The organism is Actinoplanes flavus (genome assembly GCF_017592555.1).
GTDB classification, from domain to species: Bacteria; Actinomycetota; Actinomycetes; order Mycobacteriales; family Micromonosporaceae; genus Actinoplanes; species Actinoplanes flavus.
Genome location: NZ_JAGFNS010000017.1, coordinates 13,141 through 29,624, shown reverse-complemented (window position 1 = coordinate 29,624; position 16,484 = coordinate 13,141). Strand labels below are relative to the sequence as shown.

16 protein-coding genes are annotated in these 16,484 nt (G+C 71.7%); 10 read left to right on the top strand and 6 right to left on the bottom strand.

Annotated elements, in window-relative coordinates; translation table 11 throughout:
• The first annotated feature begins 28 nt into the window (after positions 1–28).
• The 3 genes from J5X75_RS24925 to J5X75_RS24915 are packed head-to-tail and all read left to right on the top strand — an operon-like array spanning position 29 to position 1,285.
• Positions 29–229 carry a hypothetical protein gene (locus tag J5X75_RS24925; RefSeq protein ID WP_208469928.1) on the top strand — a complete coding sequence of 67 codons (201 nt, stop codon included), beginning with the start codon at positions 29–31 and terminating at the stop codon, positions 227–229.
• On the top strand, positions 226–852 hold the full coding sequence (locus J5X75_RS24920) for an HAD family hydrolase (RefSeq protein ID WP_307798246.1): 627 nt from the start codon (positions 226–228) through the stop codon (positions 850–852). Before J5X75_RS24925 ends, J5X75_RS24920 begins: the two co-directional genes overlap by 4 nt.
• Before the next feature lie 46 nt (positions 853–898).
• Entirely contained in the window at positions 899–1,285 is a 387-nt protein-coding gene (locus tag J5X75_RS24915) for a cold-shock protein (RefSeq protein WP_208469927.1), read from the top strand.
• Positions 1,286–1,291: 6 nt separating this feature from the next.
• On the opposite strand, the gene J5X75_RS24910 is transcribed toward J5X75_RS24915, so the two are convergent.
• Positions 1,292–2,101, bottom strand: a complete 810-nt coding sequence (locus J5X75_RS24910; RefSeq protein WP_208469926.1) for a 1,4-dihydroxy-6-naphtoate synthase — start codon at positions 2,099–2,101, stop codon at positions 1,292–1,294.
• 124 nt (positions 2,102–2,225) lie between these two features.
• Between J5X75_RS24910 and J5X75_RS24905 the strand changes: the two genes are divergently transcribed.
• Genes J5X75_RS24905 through J5X75_RS24895 form a run of 3 tightly spaced genes read left to right on the top strand, consistent with a single transcriptional unit; the run spans position 2,226 to position 6,774 of the window.
• Entirely contained in the window at positions 2,226–4,238 is a 2,013-nt protein-coding gene (locus J5X75_RS24905) for an amidohydrolase family protein (protein WP_208469925.1), read from the top strand.
• Entirely contained in the window at positions 4,235–5,410 is a 1,176-nt protein-coding gene (locus tag J5X75_RS24900) for an MFS transporter (RefSeq protein ID WP_208469924.1), read from the top strand. The genes J5X75_RS24905 and J5X75_RS24900 overlap by 4 nt, the downstream gene beginning before the upstream one ends.
• Before the next feature lie 11 nt (positions 5,411–5,421).
• The gene (locus tag J5X75_RS24895) at positions 5,422–6,774 is read left to right on the top strand and encodes a GH1 family beta-glucosidase (RefSeq protein ID WP_307798245.1); all 1,353 of its coding nucleotides are present in this window, start codon (positions 5,422–5,424) and stop codon (positions 6,772–6,774) included.
• Here the strand turns inward: J5X75_RS24895 and J5X75_RS24890 are convergent.
• The 4 genes from J5X75_RS24890 to J5X75_RS24875 form a co-directional block, all read right to left on the bottom strand.
• Positions 6,759–7,355 carry a TetR/AcrR family transcriptional regulator gene (locus J5X75_RS24890; RefSeq protein WP_208469922.1) on the bottom strand — a complete coding sequence of 199 codons (597 nt, stop codon included), beginning with the start codon at positions 7,353–7,355 and terminating at the stop codon, positions 6,759–6,761. The genes J5X75_RS24895 and J5X75_RS24890 overlap by 16 nt on opposite strands.
• 102 nt (positions 7,356–7,457) lie before the next feature.
• Complete coding sequence (locus J5X75_RS24885; protein ID WP_208469921.1) at positions 7,458–8,654, bottom strand: MFS transporter; 1,197 nt, start codon at positions 8,652–8,654, stop codon at positions 7,458–7,460.
• A gap of 385 nt (positions 8,655–9,039) precedes the next feature.
• Complete coding sequence (locus J5X75_RS24880) at positions 9,040–9,672, bottom strand: futalosine hydrolase (RefSeq protein ID WP_208469920.1); 633 nt, start codon at positions 9,670–9,672, stop codon at positions 9,040–9,042.
• Between the two features lie 47 nt (positions 9,673–9,719).
• A complete protein-coding gene (locus J5X75_RS24875; protein WP_372450945.1) occupies positions 9,720–11,624 on the bottom strand; it encodes an MFS transporter in 1,905 nt (634 codons plus the stop codon).
• Between the two features lie 45 nt (positions 11,625–11,669).
• Here J5X75_RS24875 and J5X75_RS24870 point away from each other — a divergent pair, with 45 nt between their 5' ends.
• Positions 11,670–12,539, top strand: a complete 870-nt coding sequence (locus J5X75_RS24870; protein WP_238489222.1) for a DUF3027 domain-containing protein — start codon at positions 11,670–11,672, stop codon at positions 12,537–12,539.
• Between the two features lie 3 nt (positions 12,540–12,542).
• On the opposite strand, the gene J5X75_RS24865 is transcribed toward J5X75_RS24870, so the two are convergent.
• Complete coding sequence (locus J5X75_RS24865) at positions 12,543–12,848, bottom strand: DUF2530 domain-containing protein (RefSeq protein WP_307798244.1); 306 nt, start codon at positions 12,846–12,848, stop codon at positions 12,543–12,545.
• A 134-nt stretch (positions 12,849–12,982) separates the two neighbouring features.
• Here J5X75_RS24865 and J5X75_RS24860 point away from each other — a divergent pair, with 134 nt between their 5' ends.
• From J5X75_RS24860 to J5X75_RS24850, 3 genes are all read left to right on the top strand, one after another.
• The gene (locus J5X75_RS24860; protein WP_208469917.1) at positions 12,983–14,434 is read left to right on the top strand and encodes an NCS2 family permease; all 1,452 of its coding nucleotides are present in this window, start codon (positions 12,983–12,985) and stop codon (positions 14,432–14,434) included.
• A 116-nt stretch (positions 14,435–14,550) separates the two neighbouring features.
• Positions 14,551–14,985 carry a MarR family winged helix-turn-helix transcriptional regulator gene (locus J5X75_RS24855; protein WP_208469916.1) on the top strand — a complete coding sequence of 145 codons (435 nt, stop codon included), beginning with the start codon at positions 14,551–14,553 and terminating at the stop codon, positions 14,983–14,985.
• A 73-nt stretch (positions 14,986–15,058) separates the two neighbouring features.
• A complete protein-coding gene (locus J5X75_RS24850; RefSeq protein WP_208469915.1) occupies positions 15,059–16,405 on the top strand; it encodes an MFS transporter in 1,347 nt (448 codons plus the stop codon).
• Positions 16,406–16,484 lie beyond the last annotated feature (79 nt).

Genomic DNA, 16,484 nt, shown 5'->3' with positions numbered 1-16,484 from the left:
CGGACCTCGATTGCGAGGAGGACCGAAAGTGGCGAAGGCCAAGACCGCGGGCTCGTCGACGCCGGCGAACGAGGTCGCCGGACTGCGGGGCGTGGACATGAAGGGCAAGTTGCACGTGTCCGAGCTCATCTCCGACCGTGCCGCGGCCCCGTCGCCGTTCGGTGACGACCAGACCTTCCCGCTCCCGGTGGAGAGCCTGAGCTACCGGGCCGCCAGCCGGCACCCGTGACGGGTGCGGTCGGTTTCGACCTGGACATGACCCTGATCGACTCCCGGCCGGGCATCCGGGAGACGTACCGGGCGCTCACCGCGGTGACCGGCGTGCACGTGGATGCCGACCTGGCGGTCTCCCGGCTGGGCCCGCCGTTGCGGACCGAGCTGCGGCACTGGTTCGCGGAGGAGGCCGTCGAGGAGGCGGTCACCACCTTCCGGGGGCTCTATCCGGATCACGCGGTCACCCCGAGCCGGCCCATGCCCGGCGCCGTCGAGGCGCTCGCCGCGGTGCGGGCGGCCGGGCTGCGGGTCGTGGTGGTGACCTCGAAGCTGGGCCGGCTGGCCCGGTTGCACCTCGACCACCTGGGCCTGCGGGCCGACGAGCTGGCCGGCGACCTGTTCGCCGAGGGCAAGGCGTCGGCGCTGGTGGAGCACGGTGTGCGGTGGTATGTGGGCGATCATGCGGCGGACATGGTGGCCGCCCGGACGGCGGGTGTCCCGGGGATCGGGCTGACCACCGGCCCGTGTTCCGAGGGGGAGCTGTGGGAGGCGGGGGCGTCTCACGTGCTGTCCGATCTCACCACATTCCCGGCACTGTTGAGTGAGATTGCAGTTGGGTCCGAGCGCCTCTCTGGATAGCCTAGCCGTGAGCGGTTGTGTCCATTGAGTGAAGTTGAGGTCAGCGGTGCCCACGGGTCGAGTGAAGTGGTACGACGCGACGAAGGGATTCGGGTTCGTCACCAGTGACGAGGGTGGTGACGTCTTCCTGCCCAAGGGATCGCTGCCGGCGGGGGTCACCGAGCTGAAGACGGGACAGCGGATCGAGTTCGGCGTCGTCGACAGCCGCAAGGGCGCGCAGGCCCTCGGTGTGAAGCTGCTGGACGCGCCGCCCTCCCTGGCCGAGCTGCGCCGCCGCCCGGCGGACGAGCTGGCCAGCATGATCGAAGACATGATCAAGGTGCTGGAGAGCTCGGTGCAGCCGTCGTTGCAGCGTGGGCGCTACCCCGACAAGAAGACCTCGCTGAAGATCGCGCAGCTGGTGCACGCGGTCGCCCGCGAGTTCGAGATCTAGGTTCCGCTACCGGAAGGACGGCACCGCAGGCGTCAGACCCGCCGCCGCCGCGCGCCCGAGCAGGGCGTCGGCGGCGGCGAGTCCGTCTTCGCCCAGTTCCAGGGTGAATTCGTTGACGTACAGCTCGATGTGCTGTTTCACCACGGTCGGCTCCATCTCCTGCGCGTTGGCGAGGACGAAGTCCTGGCTGGCGGCCGGGTCACGCCAGCCGTGCCGGAGCGACTCGCGGATCCACCCGGTGGCGGCGGCCGGGTCGACCGTGCCGCGTTTGGCGAGGATGGCGCCGAGCGGGATCGGCAGGCCGGTGTCGGTCTCCCACCATTCACCGAGGTCGACCAGGGCGGAGAGTCCGTACCTCGGGTAGGTGAACCGGGCCTCGTGGATCACCAGGCCGGCGTCGAAGCGGCCCTCGGCCACCCCCGGCATGATCTCGTGGAACGGGACGACCTCGATCCGGGCCGGGCGCTGGTCGGCGGCCCAGAGGCGGAAGAGAAGGTACGCCGTGGTGCGGTCGCCGGGCACCGCGACGGTCGCACCGTCGAGGTCGGCGCGGTCCCGGGTCAGCACCAGCGGGCCGCAGCCACGCCCGAGCGCGCCCCCGCAGGGCAGCAGCTCGTAGTCGCCGAGCAGCCAGGGCAGTGCCGCGTAACTGACCTTGACCAGGTCGAAGGCGCCGTCGAGGGCGGCCGTGTTCGTGACGTCGACGTCGGCGAAGGTCAGATCCACCGGCGGGGCGCCGGGCACCAGGCCGTGGATCAGCGCGTGGAAGACGAAGGTGTCGTTGGGGCACGGGGAGACCGCCAAAGAGAGCGTCACGTCCACCACGCTATCCCCCGTCTGCCTCCAGAGAAAAATATTCATGTCTTCCTCTGGTCTCAGAGGTGTGACCATTCCTACACTCCGCCTTGTTGGATCAAGTGATCGATCAAGGGGGTGTCTCGTGACTCGTTCGCTGGTCGCGGGCGTCCTGGTGCTCGGCCTCGTCGGTGGGCTGCCCGCGCCCTCCCACGCCGCCGCGAGCTGGACGCCCGCGAACGATCTGGAGGGTGCGTGCGTCACCCTCAAGACCTCGAACAGGTACGTCTTCAAGGACAGCGTCGGCTACGGGTTCACCGGCACCGCGTCGAGCGCCGAGAAGTTCCGCTTCGAGGCCACCCAGCTCGGCCGCTACCAGGTGCGCGACTCGACCGGCGCCCCGATCTATCAGAGCGTCCTCGGCTGGGTCTGGGCCGGATCCGGGTACGGCGACCGCGCCGACTGGACGGTCAGCGCCGCCGACGGCCAGTACCGGCTGGTGTCCACGGCCACCGGGCAGCAGATGGGCAACTACCTGGGCGGCCTCGGCGCCGGCGGCTCCACCTTCACGTTCACCCCGGCGACCGGTTGCGCCCCGATCCCGGACATCGCCACCGGCGTGAGCGGCACCCCGGCCGCCGGCGTCGACGCGCAGGGCCGGCTGGTCGGCTGGATCGACGCGCACGCCCACATCACCGCGGCGGAGGCGTTCGGCGGGTCGCTGCATTGCGGGGACGCCTACGCCCCCGGCGGCGCCCCGGTCGCGCTGAGCGGCTGCGCCTCGCACGCCACCCTGGGCTGGGGCGCCCTGCTCGAAGCGATCATCGCCGGCACCGACCCGGTCAACTCGGCCGAGGACGGCTGGCCCACCTTCGGCGACTGGCCGCAGCACGACACGATGCTGCACGAGGCGTCCTACTTCCGCAGCCTGGAACGGGCCTGGCAGTCCGGCCAGCGGGTGCTCAACGTGCTGCTGGTGGCCAACCGGGTGATCTGCGGGCTGACCCCGCAGCACACCTCCTGCGACGAGATGGACCAGATCAGGGCGCAGTCCGCCTATCTCCGGAAGATGCAGGACTATGTGGACGCCCGCAGCGGCGGGCCCGGCAAGGGCTGGTTCCGCCTGGCCACCACCCCCGAGCAGGTCCGGCAGATCGCCGCGCAGGGCAAGCTCGCGGTCACCATCGGCGTGGAGAACTCGGAGATCTTCGGCTGCCGGGAGATCAAGGGCGTGCCGCAGTGCACCACGGCCGACATCGACGCCGGGCTCGACGAGCTGGCGGGCATGGGCGTCAGCGGCTTCTACCCGGTGCACAAGTTCGACAACGCGTTCGGCGGCACCCGCTTCGACGAGGGCGTCACCGGCGCGGCCGTCAACGTCGGCAACCTCATCTCCACCGGGCACTGGTGGCAGGCGACCAGCTGCACCGGGCCCTCCGACAACGAGCAGCCGCTGGTCAGCGACGACCTCGCCAAGCTGCTGGCACTCGGGGTCAACCTGCCGGCCGGGACGGTCCTGCCGGTCTACCCGAGCGGGAAGATCTGCAACACGCGCGGCTTGACCGAGCTCGGCACGTACCTCGTCGAAGCGATGATGGCCCGCGGCATGATCATCCACATCGACCACATGGGGGTGAAGACCGCGTCAGCGGTCCTCGATCTCGCCGAACGGGCCGGCTACCCGGGCGTCACCTCGGTGCACACCTGGTCCGACCCGGCCATGGTCGACCGCCTCCTCGGGCTCGGCGGCTTCGTGGCCAGCTACGCCTTCTCGGCCACCGACGACGGCCAGGCCACCGGCACCTTCCTCGACCAGTGGCGCGCCCATCGGGCCCTCGCCAACGGCCCGAGAATCACCGGGTACGGCGTGGGCACCGACGTGAACGGGCTGGGCCCGCAGGCCGCGCCCCGCCTGAACGCCGGAACCAGCCCGCTCACCTACCCGTTCACCGCGATCAACGGAACCACCGTCACCAAACAGGTCTACGGCTCCCGCACCTTCGACCTCAACACCGACGGCGTCGCCCAGTACGGCCTCTACGCCGACTGGGTCACCGACCTGATCGCCCAGGCCGGATCCGACGGGCCGCTGCTCCGGTCGCAACTGCTGGGCGGCGCCGAGGCGTACACGGTGATGTGGGAAGGGGCACGTGCGTGACCCTTGTCGAGGCGCGCGTCGGCCGTCGCTGGATGACGGCCTACGCGCTGGCCATGATCGGGATAGCGGCCGGCTGGTTCGGGCCGATCCAGATCCTGCTGCCCGAACAGGCCGCCCGCCTCGCCGGCGACGACGGTAAGGAGGCGCTGCTCGCCCTGGTCACGGCCTGGGGAGCGGCGGCCTCCATGGTCGCCAACCCGCTCTGGGGGATCCTCTCCGACCGGCTGCGGGCCCGTCGCCCGATCTTCCTGGCCGGAACCGTCACCGGGGTCGCCGGACTGCTCGTGCTCTCCGGCGCGGACACCACCGGCACCATGGCCACCGGCTGGATCCTCGTCCAGGTGGGGCTGAACGGACCGCTCGCCGCGCTGGCCGCGATGATCGGCGACCGGGTGCCGGAGAGGCAGCGCGGCACGGTCGGCGCCCTCTTCGGGGTGGCCCAGATCGTCGGCGTGGTGCTCGGCACCGCGATCGCGGTCGCCGTCGGCGCCGGATCGTGGGGCTACGTCGCGGTGGCGATCGCGGTCCCGGCGCTCGGCGGGGCGCTGCTGCTCGTCCACCGGGACGTGCCGGTGGTCTCCGCCCGGGAGCGGATCCACTGGGCCTGGCCGGGCGGGCAGTTCGCCTGGGCCTGGCTGATCCGTTTCCTGCTCAACCTGGTCAACGCCCTGGTCCTGGTCTACCTGCTCTACTACCTGTCGGACCGGGTGCGGGTCGGCGACGCGGCCACCTGGGTGCTCATCGTGACCGTCGTCAACGTGCTCTTCGCGGGCGTCGCCGGATTCGCCGGGGGAGTGCTGTCCGACCGCTGGGAACGGCGCAAGGTCTTCGTGGCGGCCGGAGCGGTCCTGCTCGCCCTCGGCACCGCGCTGATGGCCCTGGTCCCCGTCGTACCGGTGGTCATCGGGGCGTCGGTGCTGGTCGGCGTCGGCTGGGGCGCCTACATCGCGGTCGACATGGCGGTCATGACCCACGTCCTGCCGGACGCCGAGACCCGCGCCACCATGCTCGGCGTCGCCAACGTCGCCGGAACCCTGCCGCAGCTGCTCGCCCCGGTGCTGGCCGCGCCGATCGTCACCGGCCTCGGCGGCTATCCCACCCTCTACCTGCTCACCGCCGCCATCGCGCTGGTCGCGCTGGCCCTCCTGCCCCGCCTGCGGGCGTTGCGATGAAAGGAACCACCGTGTACCCCCGATTCCCACCCGGTTTCCGGTTCGGCATGTCCACCTCGGCGTACCAGATCGAGGGTGCGGCCGACGCGGGCGGCAAGGCCCCGAGCATCTGGGACACCTTCACCGCCCGCCCCGGCGCCGTCCGGCACGGCCAGGACGCCCGGGTGGCGAGCGACCACTACCACCGGTACGCGTCGGACATCGAACTCATCGCGGCGGCCGGGGTGCACGACTACCGGTTCTCCTTCTCCTGGACCCGGGTGCTCGCCGGTGACCTCGACTTCTACGACCGGCTGGTGGACACGCTGCTCACCGCCGGGGTCCGGCCGGTGCCCACGCTCTACCACTGGGACCTGCCGCAGGAGCTGGAGGACGCCGGCGGCTGGACGAACCGGGACACCGCCCACCGGCTCGCCGACTACGCCGGCACGCTCGTGACGCGCCTCGGCGACCGGGTCCGGGACTGGATCACCATGAACGAGATGAACGTGCACACCCTCTACGGGTACGCGCTCACCGACCACGCCCCGGCCCGCGGGCTCGGCCTGGGCGCCCTGCCGGCGGCACACCACCAGCTGCTCGCGCACGGGCTGGCGGTGCGGGTCCTGCGTACCCACGGGGCCGGCTCGGTCGGGGTGGCGCAGCAGCACTTCCCGGTCTCGGCGGCCAGTGACGATCCGGCCGACGTCGAGGCGGCGGCGATGTTCTCGGCGCTCACCAACTGGACCTTCTCCGACCCGATCCTGCTCGGCGACTACCCGGACGAGCTGATCCGGGCCGCGGTCGGGGTGCCGGAGGCCCAGCTCGACCGGGACCTCGAACTGATCCGGGCCCGGCTCGACTTCTACGGGGTCAACTACTACGAGCCGACGATGATCGAGGCGCCGAAGGCCGGTAAGGACTACTCCGGCGTGCTCGAGGTGGACATTCCGGCGGACATGCCGTTCTCGCCGGTGCCGGTCGAGAGCGACGAGCGGACCGACTTCGGGTGGGCCGTCGTGCCGGCCGGGCTCACCGACATCCTCGTGACGCTGCGCGACCGGTACCCGGACCTGCCTCCGGTGATCATCACGGAGAACGGGGCGTCGTTCCACGACTCGCCGCCCGGTCCGGACGGGCGGATCCGCGACGAGCGGCGCATCTCCTACCTGGACGCGCACCTGCGTGCGGTCTCGGACGCGATCACCGCCGGGGTACGGGTGGACGGCTACTACGTCTGGTCGGCGATCGACAACTTCGAGTGGGCCGCGGGGTATGACGAACGTTTCGGGCTCATTTACGTCGATTTTTCAACGCTTGAGCGTACGAAAAAGGATTCTTGGTTCTGGTATCGAGACCTGATAGCGGCTCAGCCCCGCAACTGATCGGTGAAGCTGGTGGCGAGGCGGGACAGCCGCTCGGCGCGTCCCTCCTCCGCCCAGCCGTCCACCAGACTGAGCAGGGTGCTGCCCTCGACCAGGATGATGAAGTCGTCGATCACGGCCTCGTCGTCGACGCCCGCACGCAGCTCGCCCAGCTCCCGCGCCTCCCGCAGGCAGGTCCGCAGATGGCCGCGGATCTCCCGGTGCGACGTGCGGCGCGACTCGGCCAGCCGTGGATGCGACAGCGCCGCCCCGGCGAAGGCCACGTTCACATGCGCGTCGGCGGCCCGCTCCTCGTCGATCGGCAGCACCGCCTCCAGGGCGGCGCGCAGCGCGTCCAGCCCGAACAGGTCACCACCGATCCGGAAGGCGCGTTCCACGATCCGGTCGTAGACCGCCCGCTGCGCGGCCACCAGGATGTCGTCCTTGCCGCCCAGGAAGTGCGCCAGCACGCTGAGCGAGCAACCGGCCTCGTCGGCTATCGCCCGGGTGGTGGTGCCCTCGACGCCGCGCGCCCGGACCACCCGCCACGCCGCCGCCAGCAGCTCCGCCCGTCTCAGGTCGTGGTCCACCAGCTTCGGCACCGCGCCAGCTTATGCCTCCGCCGTCGCGGCGGTCAGGCCGCCGCTTCGTCCACCGCCGTCGCGGCGGTCAGGCCGCCACTTCGTCCACCGTCGGCGCGGCGGTCAGGCCGCCGCCTTGTCCACCGTCGGCGCGGTCACCGTCAGGTTGGCCAGGCGCCGGGCCAGCGGCAGGGTCGCGACCACCGCCACCACCGGGATCAGGAACGCCCAGCGCAACCCGATCGGCTCGGACAGCGCCCCGATCAGGACCGCCCCGCCCAGCGCGCCGCCGTAGTTGAACAGGTTCACCTTCGCGATCACCTCGTCGCTGCTGGCCAGAGCCGCCTCACCGGCCGCGCTGAAGGCCAGCGGCACCAGCACGCCGACCCCGATGCCGGCGATCGCGAACCCGGTCACCGCGGCGCCCACCGCCGGCAGCACGACCACCAGCCCGCAGCCCACGCCGCACACCGCCAGGGAGCCGAGCGCCAGCGGCACCCGCCCGGCCCGCGGCGTCATGTGGTCGGCCACCAGCCGGCTGACCAGCACCGCACCCTGGTAGGCGGCGTACCCGAGCGGCGCCACCGAGGCGGCCGCGGCCAACGAGTCCTTCAGGTAGACCGAACTCCACGTGCTGACCGCCGAGTCCACCAGGAACGCCGTGAAGATCAACATCCCGCAGACCAGCACGATCCTGCGTACGCCGGGACCGCCCCCGGCATGCGCGACCGCGGACCGCAAGGTGCGCCCCGGCTCGAACAGCCGCCAGCCCACCAGCCCCACCACGATCGCGAACAGGGCCGCCACCGCCACCGCCACGGCCGCTCCCGCGCCGCCGGCCAGCACCGCCGACATGAGCAGCGCCGCCGCGATGGCCGCGGCCGTGTAGGCGGCGAACAGCCGGCTCATCACACTGCGCCCGAGACGGGCCTGCACCAGCACACCCTGCATGCTCAGCGAGGCGTCCACCGCGCCCAGGCCCACCCCGTAGGCGAGCAGGATGGCCGCGAACACCGCGTTCGGCGACCGGAAGGTGGTGCCGGCCAGGCCCAGGCCGACGAGCAGGAGGCCGGAGGCGAGGGCGTACCGGCTGCCCCACCGGGCGGCGATCCGGTCGGCCAGCACCGAGCCGCCCGCCGCCGCGACGCACACCAGCAGCAGGATCGCCGAGACGAACGTGTCGTCGATGCCCTGCCGGTCCTTGAACTCGGGCAGCGCCGTCACGACCGTCGCGTAACCGAGACCCTGCGCGGCATATCCGGCGCCGATCAACCGGGCCCGCGCTCCCGCCGACATGGGGGTGCCGCTGACGTCGTCCATCGATCCTCGCTTCGGTGCCGGCGGCGGTGTTCTCGGTCACATCCTTCGTTCAGCGCAGCATGCCGCCCGCGGCCGCCGACGGCAACAGCTTCGATGTAAAAGATCCACTCGACTGCCGTCACGATCAGGACCCGGGGAGCCTGCGATCAGGCCACTTCCCCGCAAACCTCCGCACTTCCCCGGGTACGGCCTGCGCCGCCCGAGACACACCGCCCCCTCGGTCGGCTCTCCGGGCTGTTTCGCGCCCCTCGAGACAGCTCTCACGGCCAGCCGGTGTTCCGGCTGGCTGTCAGGGCTGTTCCAAGGCGCTTGAGACGACTCTCACGGCCAGCCGGTGGCTGTTGGCCTGTTCAGGAAGGGGTCGGCGTACCCGGGAAAGGTCTGATCAAGGGAGTGCGTTGAGGGCCGGGGTGGCGGCGCGGAGGGCGGCGAACGCGTCGGCCAGGCGCCAGGCGGCGCGGTCGCGGGGGCCGACCGGGTTGGAGACGGCGCGGAGCTCGGCGAACGGGAGGCCGGCTCCGGAGGCGGCGACGGCGACGCCGTACCCCTCCATCGCCTCCGCCGCAGCGAGAGGGAAGCGGGTGGCCAGGCGGTCCGCTGTCGCCGCCGTGCCGGTGACCGTGGCGAGGGTGAGGATCTCGCCGGGGATCGCCTCCGGCAGGGCGGTCCGCAGGGCCTCGACCAGGGTGGGATCGGCGTCGAGCACGCTGCTGCCGAAGCCGAGCTCCTCGATCGGGAGGAAGCCACCGGGGGATTCGGCGCCCAGGTCGGCGGCGATGCTGCGGGTCGCGATCACCAGGCTGCCGACCGGGGCCCGGCCGGGGAAGCCACCCGCGATGCCGGCACTGAGCACCGCGCGGTAGTGGCCGGTGGCGAGCAGGCGGGCGGTTCCGGCGGCGGCCGCGGCCGGGCCGACGCCCACGGCCTCGACCACGGCACGGTCCGGGTCGAGGTGGGCGCGGAAGGCATCGGCCTCGGCGGCCACCGCGGTCACGATCAGGAGGGGGTACGCGGTCACAGGTCCTCGCCGTTCACCGGATCAGTGTCGTGCCCGCAGTCGTGGGCTCACGATTCGGGGGCGTCCTCGTCGCGTGTGCCGGGCGCGGCGGAGGACGGCCGGTAGACGTGGAATCCGGGGGGTGCCGGCGGTTGCCGGGTGGTGGGCTCGTCATCGGGGAGGTCGTTCCAGTCCCGGTTCCCGGTGCGCGAGGTGGGGCGGCCCGCGCCGTCCGGCTCGCGTGCGGGGCCGGTCGCCGTGTTCTCCCGTTTGCCTCCCCACCAGCGGCGACCTGCCGGCGGAGGGTCGAGTCGCCCGGTGTCGCCGGGCTCGGCGTCGGCCGGGCGGCGAGGGGTGGGTGTGGTGGCCGCGACCTTGCGGGTCCGGGAGGTCGGTCCGGCCACGCGCGGCGACTTCGGGGTGCTGCGGCGGGCCGGGTCAGCGCCGGGGCCGGGCGGGCCGGGCCGCGAAGTGGTACGGCGGGCCGGGTCACCGCCGGGGCGTGACCCGCTCGCCGGCTCGGCGTCGGCGGCGTCCGAGGTCCAGAGGGCGTCCGGGTCGGTGCTGTCCTGCCCCGGTTCGCTGTCCGGGTCGAGGGGGAGGGCGTCGGGGCGGCCCGCGAGGCGTTCGTTGTGCAGGCGGGCGGCCGACCACGCGGCCCGCGCCGCGGCCAGGACGGCGAGCAGGGCGGCGAAGCCGATGCCGAGGCGGCCGTCGAACGGGATGATGCCGAGGCCGCCGCCGGCCACCCAGGCCAGCATCAGCGCCGTCTCCGAGTGGGCGAAGGCGGTGGCCCGCTGCCGTTCCGGGACCCGCTCCTGGATGCTGGCGTCCACGGCCAGCTTGGCGATGCCACTGAAGATCGCGGTGAGCAGCGCCAGCAGCGTGACCATCGCGAGGTTGTAGAAGATCGTGGTGAGCACCGCGACGCCGGCCGTGACGATCAGGCCGCTGGACTGCAGGGCCAGGGGCCGCCGGATGCGCAGGCCGGTGCCGGCCGCCGTGGAGACGAAGGTGCCGACGGCCAGGGCGGCGCCGACCAGGCCGACCGCGGCGCCGCGGGAGAGTTCCGTGCCGAGGACCGAGGTGGTCAGCTGGCCGCCCATGATCGCGAAGGTGAGGAAGAGCAGCAGGAAGCCGTAGAGCAGGCGCAGGCTGCTGCTGCCGATCAGGGTGGCGACGACCAGGGGGCCGGAGAGGGGGCGGTCCCCGCCGCGGCCCATGCGCAGCACGGTGTGCCAGGCACGGGGCAGCTCCTCGGGCGGGTCGGAGTCGGCGCGCGGCGGCAGGCGGAGCGACACGACCATGCCGATGAGGAAGATCAGGGTGGCCACCCGCAGCGGCCACTGTGGCCCGAACTTGAAGGCGAGCAGGCCGATCGGGGCCACCAGGATGCCGGCGAAGGTGCCGTAGACGCTGGCCCGCGCGCCCACCTGGGACAGCCCGACACCCTCCGGCAGCAGGCGTGGCACGGCGGCGGAGCGGGCCACCCCGTACGCCCGGGAGAGCGCGAGCACCCCGAAGGCCGCCGGATAGAGACCCCATCCGAGCAGGTTGTCGGACATCACGTAGGCGAGGAAGGCGCGGCCCAGGAAGGTGGCGGCCAGCGCATACCGCCGGCCGTGCCGGAAGTGGTCGAGCAGCGGCCCGACGACCGGCGCGAGCAGTGCGAACGGAACCATCGTGATGAGCAGGTAGAGCCCCACCTTGCTGCGTGCCTCGCCGAGCGGGACGCTGAAGATGGTGCCGGCCAGGCCGATCGCGATGAGCGCGTCGCCCGCGCACGAGACGGCGTGCAGGTCGAAGAGCCGGATCATGCCGATCTCGTTGGCGGCGCCGCGGGCGCGGGCCGAGCCGACGCGGCGGGTGGCCCAGGCGCCGCCGCGCACCGATCCGCGCACCAGCAGGCGGGCGGCCTTGACGCCGGTGCCGACGGTGCGTCCGAGAGTGGGAAGCAGCGGCATGGGAACCATCCTGACTGATGCGGGCGACACGCGCGCTGTTCCGCGCCGGTCTATCTGGGGAGTCGTTGCGGGGACCGGGGTTCGGTAGGCAACAATGGGCGGGTGACCTCCAGGACCACCACCCGCGCCGCCCGACTCGACCAGGTCTGTGCCGATGCTGTCGGGGTGGCCCGTGGTGCCATCACCGAAGTGGATCCCTCCGACATCGGCGAGCATCTCGAAGCCGTCGCCGAGGCGGATCGGGTCGTCACCCATTTCTTCGAGAGCCATCTCGCCGGTTACCAGGGCTGGCGCTGGGCCGTGACGGTGACCCGCGTCCCGCGCAGCCGGCACGTCACGGTCTGCGAGACGGTGCTGCTGCCCGGGCCGGACGCGCTGCTCGCCCCCGGCTGGGTGCCGTGGAACGAGCGGGTGCAGCCCGGCGACCTGGGTGTCGGCGACCTGATGCCGACCGCGCCCGACGACGAGCGGCTCACCCCGGGCTATGTGCTCAGTGACGACGCGGCCGTCGAGGAGGTCTCCTGGGAGCTGGGCCTCGGCCGGTCCCGGGTGATGTCCAAGGACGGCCGGATGGAGACGGCCCAGCGGTGGTATGACGGCGACGCCGGCCCGGAGGCGCCGATCTCCGCGGCCGCCCCGCGCAACGCCCGCTGCGGCACCTGCGGCTTCTACCTTCCGCTCGCCGGGACGATGCGGCAGATGTTCGGCGTCTGCGGCAATCTGTACGCGCCGGACGACGGCCGGGCGGTCAGCGCCGACCACGGCTGCGGCGCCCACTCGGAGGCGCTGCTCAGCGCGGCCGAGCAGCCGGTCGACGAGCTCCCCACGGTCTACGACGACAGTGAGGTGGAGGCCGTGGCGGTCAGCCGCGGGCACGGCTCGGTGGAGTCCGGCGAGCCGGCCGAGGACTACGGCCACAGCTAGGGCCTAGGCGTCGACGGTGAATTCCGGGTGCGTCAGTGCCCGGCGGCGACGCCTGTTCCGGTCGTGCACGACCATGGTCAGCGTGCCCGGGATGCCCCACAGCAGTCCGGCCAGGCTGGTCTGAAACCACAGGTCGGGCACCTCGGCGAGCCATGTGATCAACGTCGCGACGGCGAAGGCCGCGACGCCGGCCAGCGCGAACGGAACCATCGGGGGATCGAGTGGTGCGGGCCGTGGTTTCGTCCCGGTCACCACGGTGAGGGCCGGCAGCGGGTCGCCGGTGTGCGTGGCGGGAGACAGGTCACTCACTCCGCCAGGGTACGGCCATTACGGATCGCATCGGCGCAGCGCGTGAGAGTTGTAACATCGCACGGCTTTTACCGAGGTAGTTGCATCTGAAAGCATGCGCGCGTCCATGCATGCGCCACCTTTCGGAAGGTCCCATGTCTGTAGATTCCGAGCCCGGCACCGGCACGGCCAAGAGGGCCCTCGACCGGTTCTTCGAGATATCCCAGCGCGGCTCGACGATGGGCCGCGAAGTGCGTGGCGGCGTCGTCACGTTCTTCACGATGGCCTACATCGTGGTGCTGAACCCGCTGATCCTGGCCGGTGGCGCGGACGAGACCGGCGCCAAGCTGCCGATCGCGGCTCTCGCGGCCGGTACCGCCCTGGTCGCCGGTGTGATGACCATCCTGATGGGCGTGGTCGGCCGGTTCCCGCTGGCGCTGGCCGCCGGCCTCGGTGTGAACGCCCTGGTGGCGTACGAGATCGCGCCCGAGATGACCTGGGCCGACGCGATGGGCCTGGTGGTCGTCGAGGGTCTGCTGATCGCGGTGCTGGTGCTGACCGGGTTGCGTACCGCGGTGTTCAAGGCGGTTCCGACGCAGCTGAAGACCGCGATCGGCGTGGGCATCGGCCTGTTCCTGATGATCATCGGCCTGGTGGACGCCGGGTTCGTGCACCGGGTGCCGGACGCCGCCAACACCACCGTCCCGGTCGAGCTCGGCCTCGGCGGCACGCTGGTGACCTGGCCCACGTTCGTCTTCGTGGTGGGCCTGTTGATCACGCTGGTGCTGTTCGTCCGCAAGGTCAAGGGCGCGATCCTGATCGGCATCCTGAGCACCACGGTCATCGCGATCGTCGTGGAGGCGATCGCCGGTCTCGGCCCGGCCGTGGTCAAGCCGGGCGGCTGGTCGCTGAACGTGCCGGCGTTGCCCGAGCGGATCATCGACACCCCCGACCTGTCGCTGATCGGGCAGTTCAACGTGCTCGCCTCGTGGTCGACGGCGGGTCCGCTGGTCGCGCTGATGTTCGTCTTCACGCTGCTGGTGACGGACTTCTTCGACACCATGGGCACGATGGTCGCGGTCGGTCAGGAGGCAGACCTGCTCGACGCCGAGGGCATGCCGCCGCGGTCCACGCAGATCCTGCTCGTCGACTCGGTCGCCGCGGCGGCCGGTGGCGCGGCCAGCGTCTCCAGCAACACCTCGTACGTGGAGAGCGCGTCCGGTGTCGGTGAGGGCGCCCGGACCGGTCTGGCCAGCGTGGTCACCGGTGTGCTCTTCCTGGTGGCGATGTTCTTCGCGCCGCTGGTGAAGGTGGTGCCGTTCGAGGCGGCGTCGACCGCGCTGGTGGTGGTCGGCTTCCTGATGATGACCACGGTCCGGCAGATCGACTGGTCGGACTACACCATCGCGTTGCCGGCGTTCCTCACCGTCACGCTGATGCCGTTCACCTATTCGATCTCCAACGGCATCGGGGCCGGGATCATCACCTATGTCGTCCTGAAGCTGGCCACCGGCCGGGCCCGGGAGATCCACCCGATGATGTACGGCATCACCGCCCTGTTCGTTCTGTACTTCGCCAGGGGTCCGCTGGAGTCCTGGATCCTCTGAGGATTCTCGGCCGTCAACCGGGTGCGCTAGCGTGCCCGGTGACGGCTGTCATACGGATAATCGGATGTCGTTAGCCATGCTCATTAGCTAGGCTAAGGACCGTGATGGAGCGGGTGATGACGACGGAGCGCACGACAGCGGAATCGCTGGCCAAGACGCTGCGGGATGCGATCATCCGGTTCAGCCGGCGGGTCCGGCAGGCCCGCCCCGTGGGTGATCTGACGTTCAGTCAGCTGTCCGCGCTGACCAGCCTCCAGCTGGCCGGCGCGCTGACTCCGCGTGAGCTCGCCGACGTGGAACGCGTCCAGCCCCCGACGATGACGAAGATCGTGGGGAAGCTGGAGGAGCGCGGGCTCGTCGCGCGGACACCGCACCCGACCGACGGGCGCCAGGTGATCCTGGCCGCCACGGATCAGGGACGGGCGGTCTACGCACTGCACGAGCGGGCCCGTAACGAGTGGCTCGCCGTCCAGCTGGACCGGCTCACCCCCGAGGAACGGGACACCCTGGCACGCGCTGCGGAGATCCTGCAGCGGGTCGCCCGGGGCTGACCCCCGGCCCCTTCCGAGGTCGCTCGCTTCATCACTCGGCGATGACGCGTACGACCGAGGAGGCGCATACCGCGTGCGGACAGCCCTGAACAGCACATTCCTATCCCTGCGGGTGCCGAACTACCGACTGTTCGCCGGCGGGCAGCTGGTCAAGCTGGTCGGGGTGTGGATGATGTTCACCGCACAGGACTGGCTGGTCCTGGAGCTCTCCGGCGACTCACCCGGGGCACTGGGCATGGTCACGGCGCTTCAGTTCGTACCGGTGATGCTCTTGACCCTCTGGAGTGGCCGCCTGGCCGACCGGTACGACAAGCGCAAGCTGCTGATCGCGGCGAACGCCGCTTTCGCCGCCTTCGCGATCCTCTTCGCGGTGCTGGTCGCGGCCGGGGTGGTCGAGCTGTGGCACGTGTTCGTGTCCGCGCTGTTCCTCGGCATCGCGAACGCGGTGGAGACCCCGGTGCGGCAGGCGTTCGTCTCCGAGCTGGTCGAGCTGCGGCTGCTGCCGAACGCGCTGGCGCTCTCCGCGGCCACCTTCAACATCGCCCGGATCAGCGGCCCGGCCCTGGCCGGCGTGCTGCTCGCGGTGCTCTCCACGCCCGCCGTGTTCCTGATCTCGACGGCGCTGGCGGTCGCGCCGGTCTTCACCTACCTGCGGATGCGCCCCGCCGAGCTGCACGGCACCGACCGCCGGGCCGGTGGCGGCGCCCGGGTGATCGACGGCCTGCGCTACGTCGGCAAACGGCACGACCTGCTGCTGCCGATCGGCATGATGGCCGTGATCGGCATGATCGGCTTCAACTTCCCGGTCACGCTGGCCGCCCTCGCGAAGATCGAGTTCAACGCCGGCCCGTCGTCGTTCGGCCTGCTCACCACGTGTCTGGCCATCGGCTCGCTGGGCGGCGCGCTGGCCGGCACCCGCCGCCGGACCCGCCCCGGCGTCTACCGGGTGATCGGCGCGGCGCTGTTCTTCGGGATGTTCGAGTTCGCGGTCGGGTTCGCGCCCACCTTCGCGGTCGCGGCGCTGCTGCTGGTGCCCACCGGCTTCTTCTCGATCTACCTGGCCCAGGGGGCGAACCACCGGGTGCAGATGGGCGTCGACCCGGAGTACCGGGGCCGGGTCATGGCCCTGTACGTGCTGGTCTTCCTCGGCACGACACCGATCGGGGCGACGCTGTCCGGCTGGTGGGGCGAGCGGTTCGGGGTGCCGTCGAGCATCTGGGCGGCCGGTCTGGTCAGCTTCGTGGCCGCGCTGGGCGCGCTCGCCTGGCAGCTGCGGGCCAGCGGCGAGCGGCTGCGGATCGAGAAGCGGCCGCGCCGGCGGATCCGGCTGGCCGTCACCCCGGTGGTGCCGCGGCCGCGCGGCACGACCCGCGCGCACGCCGAACCGCTCGCGCACTCCAGTTCCGGGGTGAACGTCTGACCGGCCCGGGATCCCGGAGAAATCCGGTATTCGGCAAGCTCGGCAGGCCGGGTCCACCAAACGGGTATTCCGGCCCGGC

Bases quoted from the DNA above. Each gene is read 5' to 3' on its own strand.
- J5X75_RS24885 (WP_208469921.1), bottom strand. From the start codon at position 8,654: ATGGACGACGTCAGCGGCACCCCCATGTCGGCGGGAGCGCGGGCCCGG.
- J5X75_RS24875 (WP_372450945.1), bottom strand. From the start codon at position 11,624: ATGGTTCCCATGCCGCTGCTTCCCACTCTCGGACGCACCGTCGGCACC.
- J5X75_RS24860 (WP_208469917.1), top strand. From the start codon at position 12,983: ATGTCTGTAGATTCCGAGCCCGGCACCGGCACGGCCAAGAGGGCCCTC.
- J5X75_RS24855 (WP_208469916.1), top strand. From the start codon at position 14,551: ATGACGACGGAGCGCACGACAGCGGAATCGCTGGCCAAGACGCTGCGG.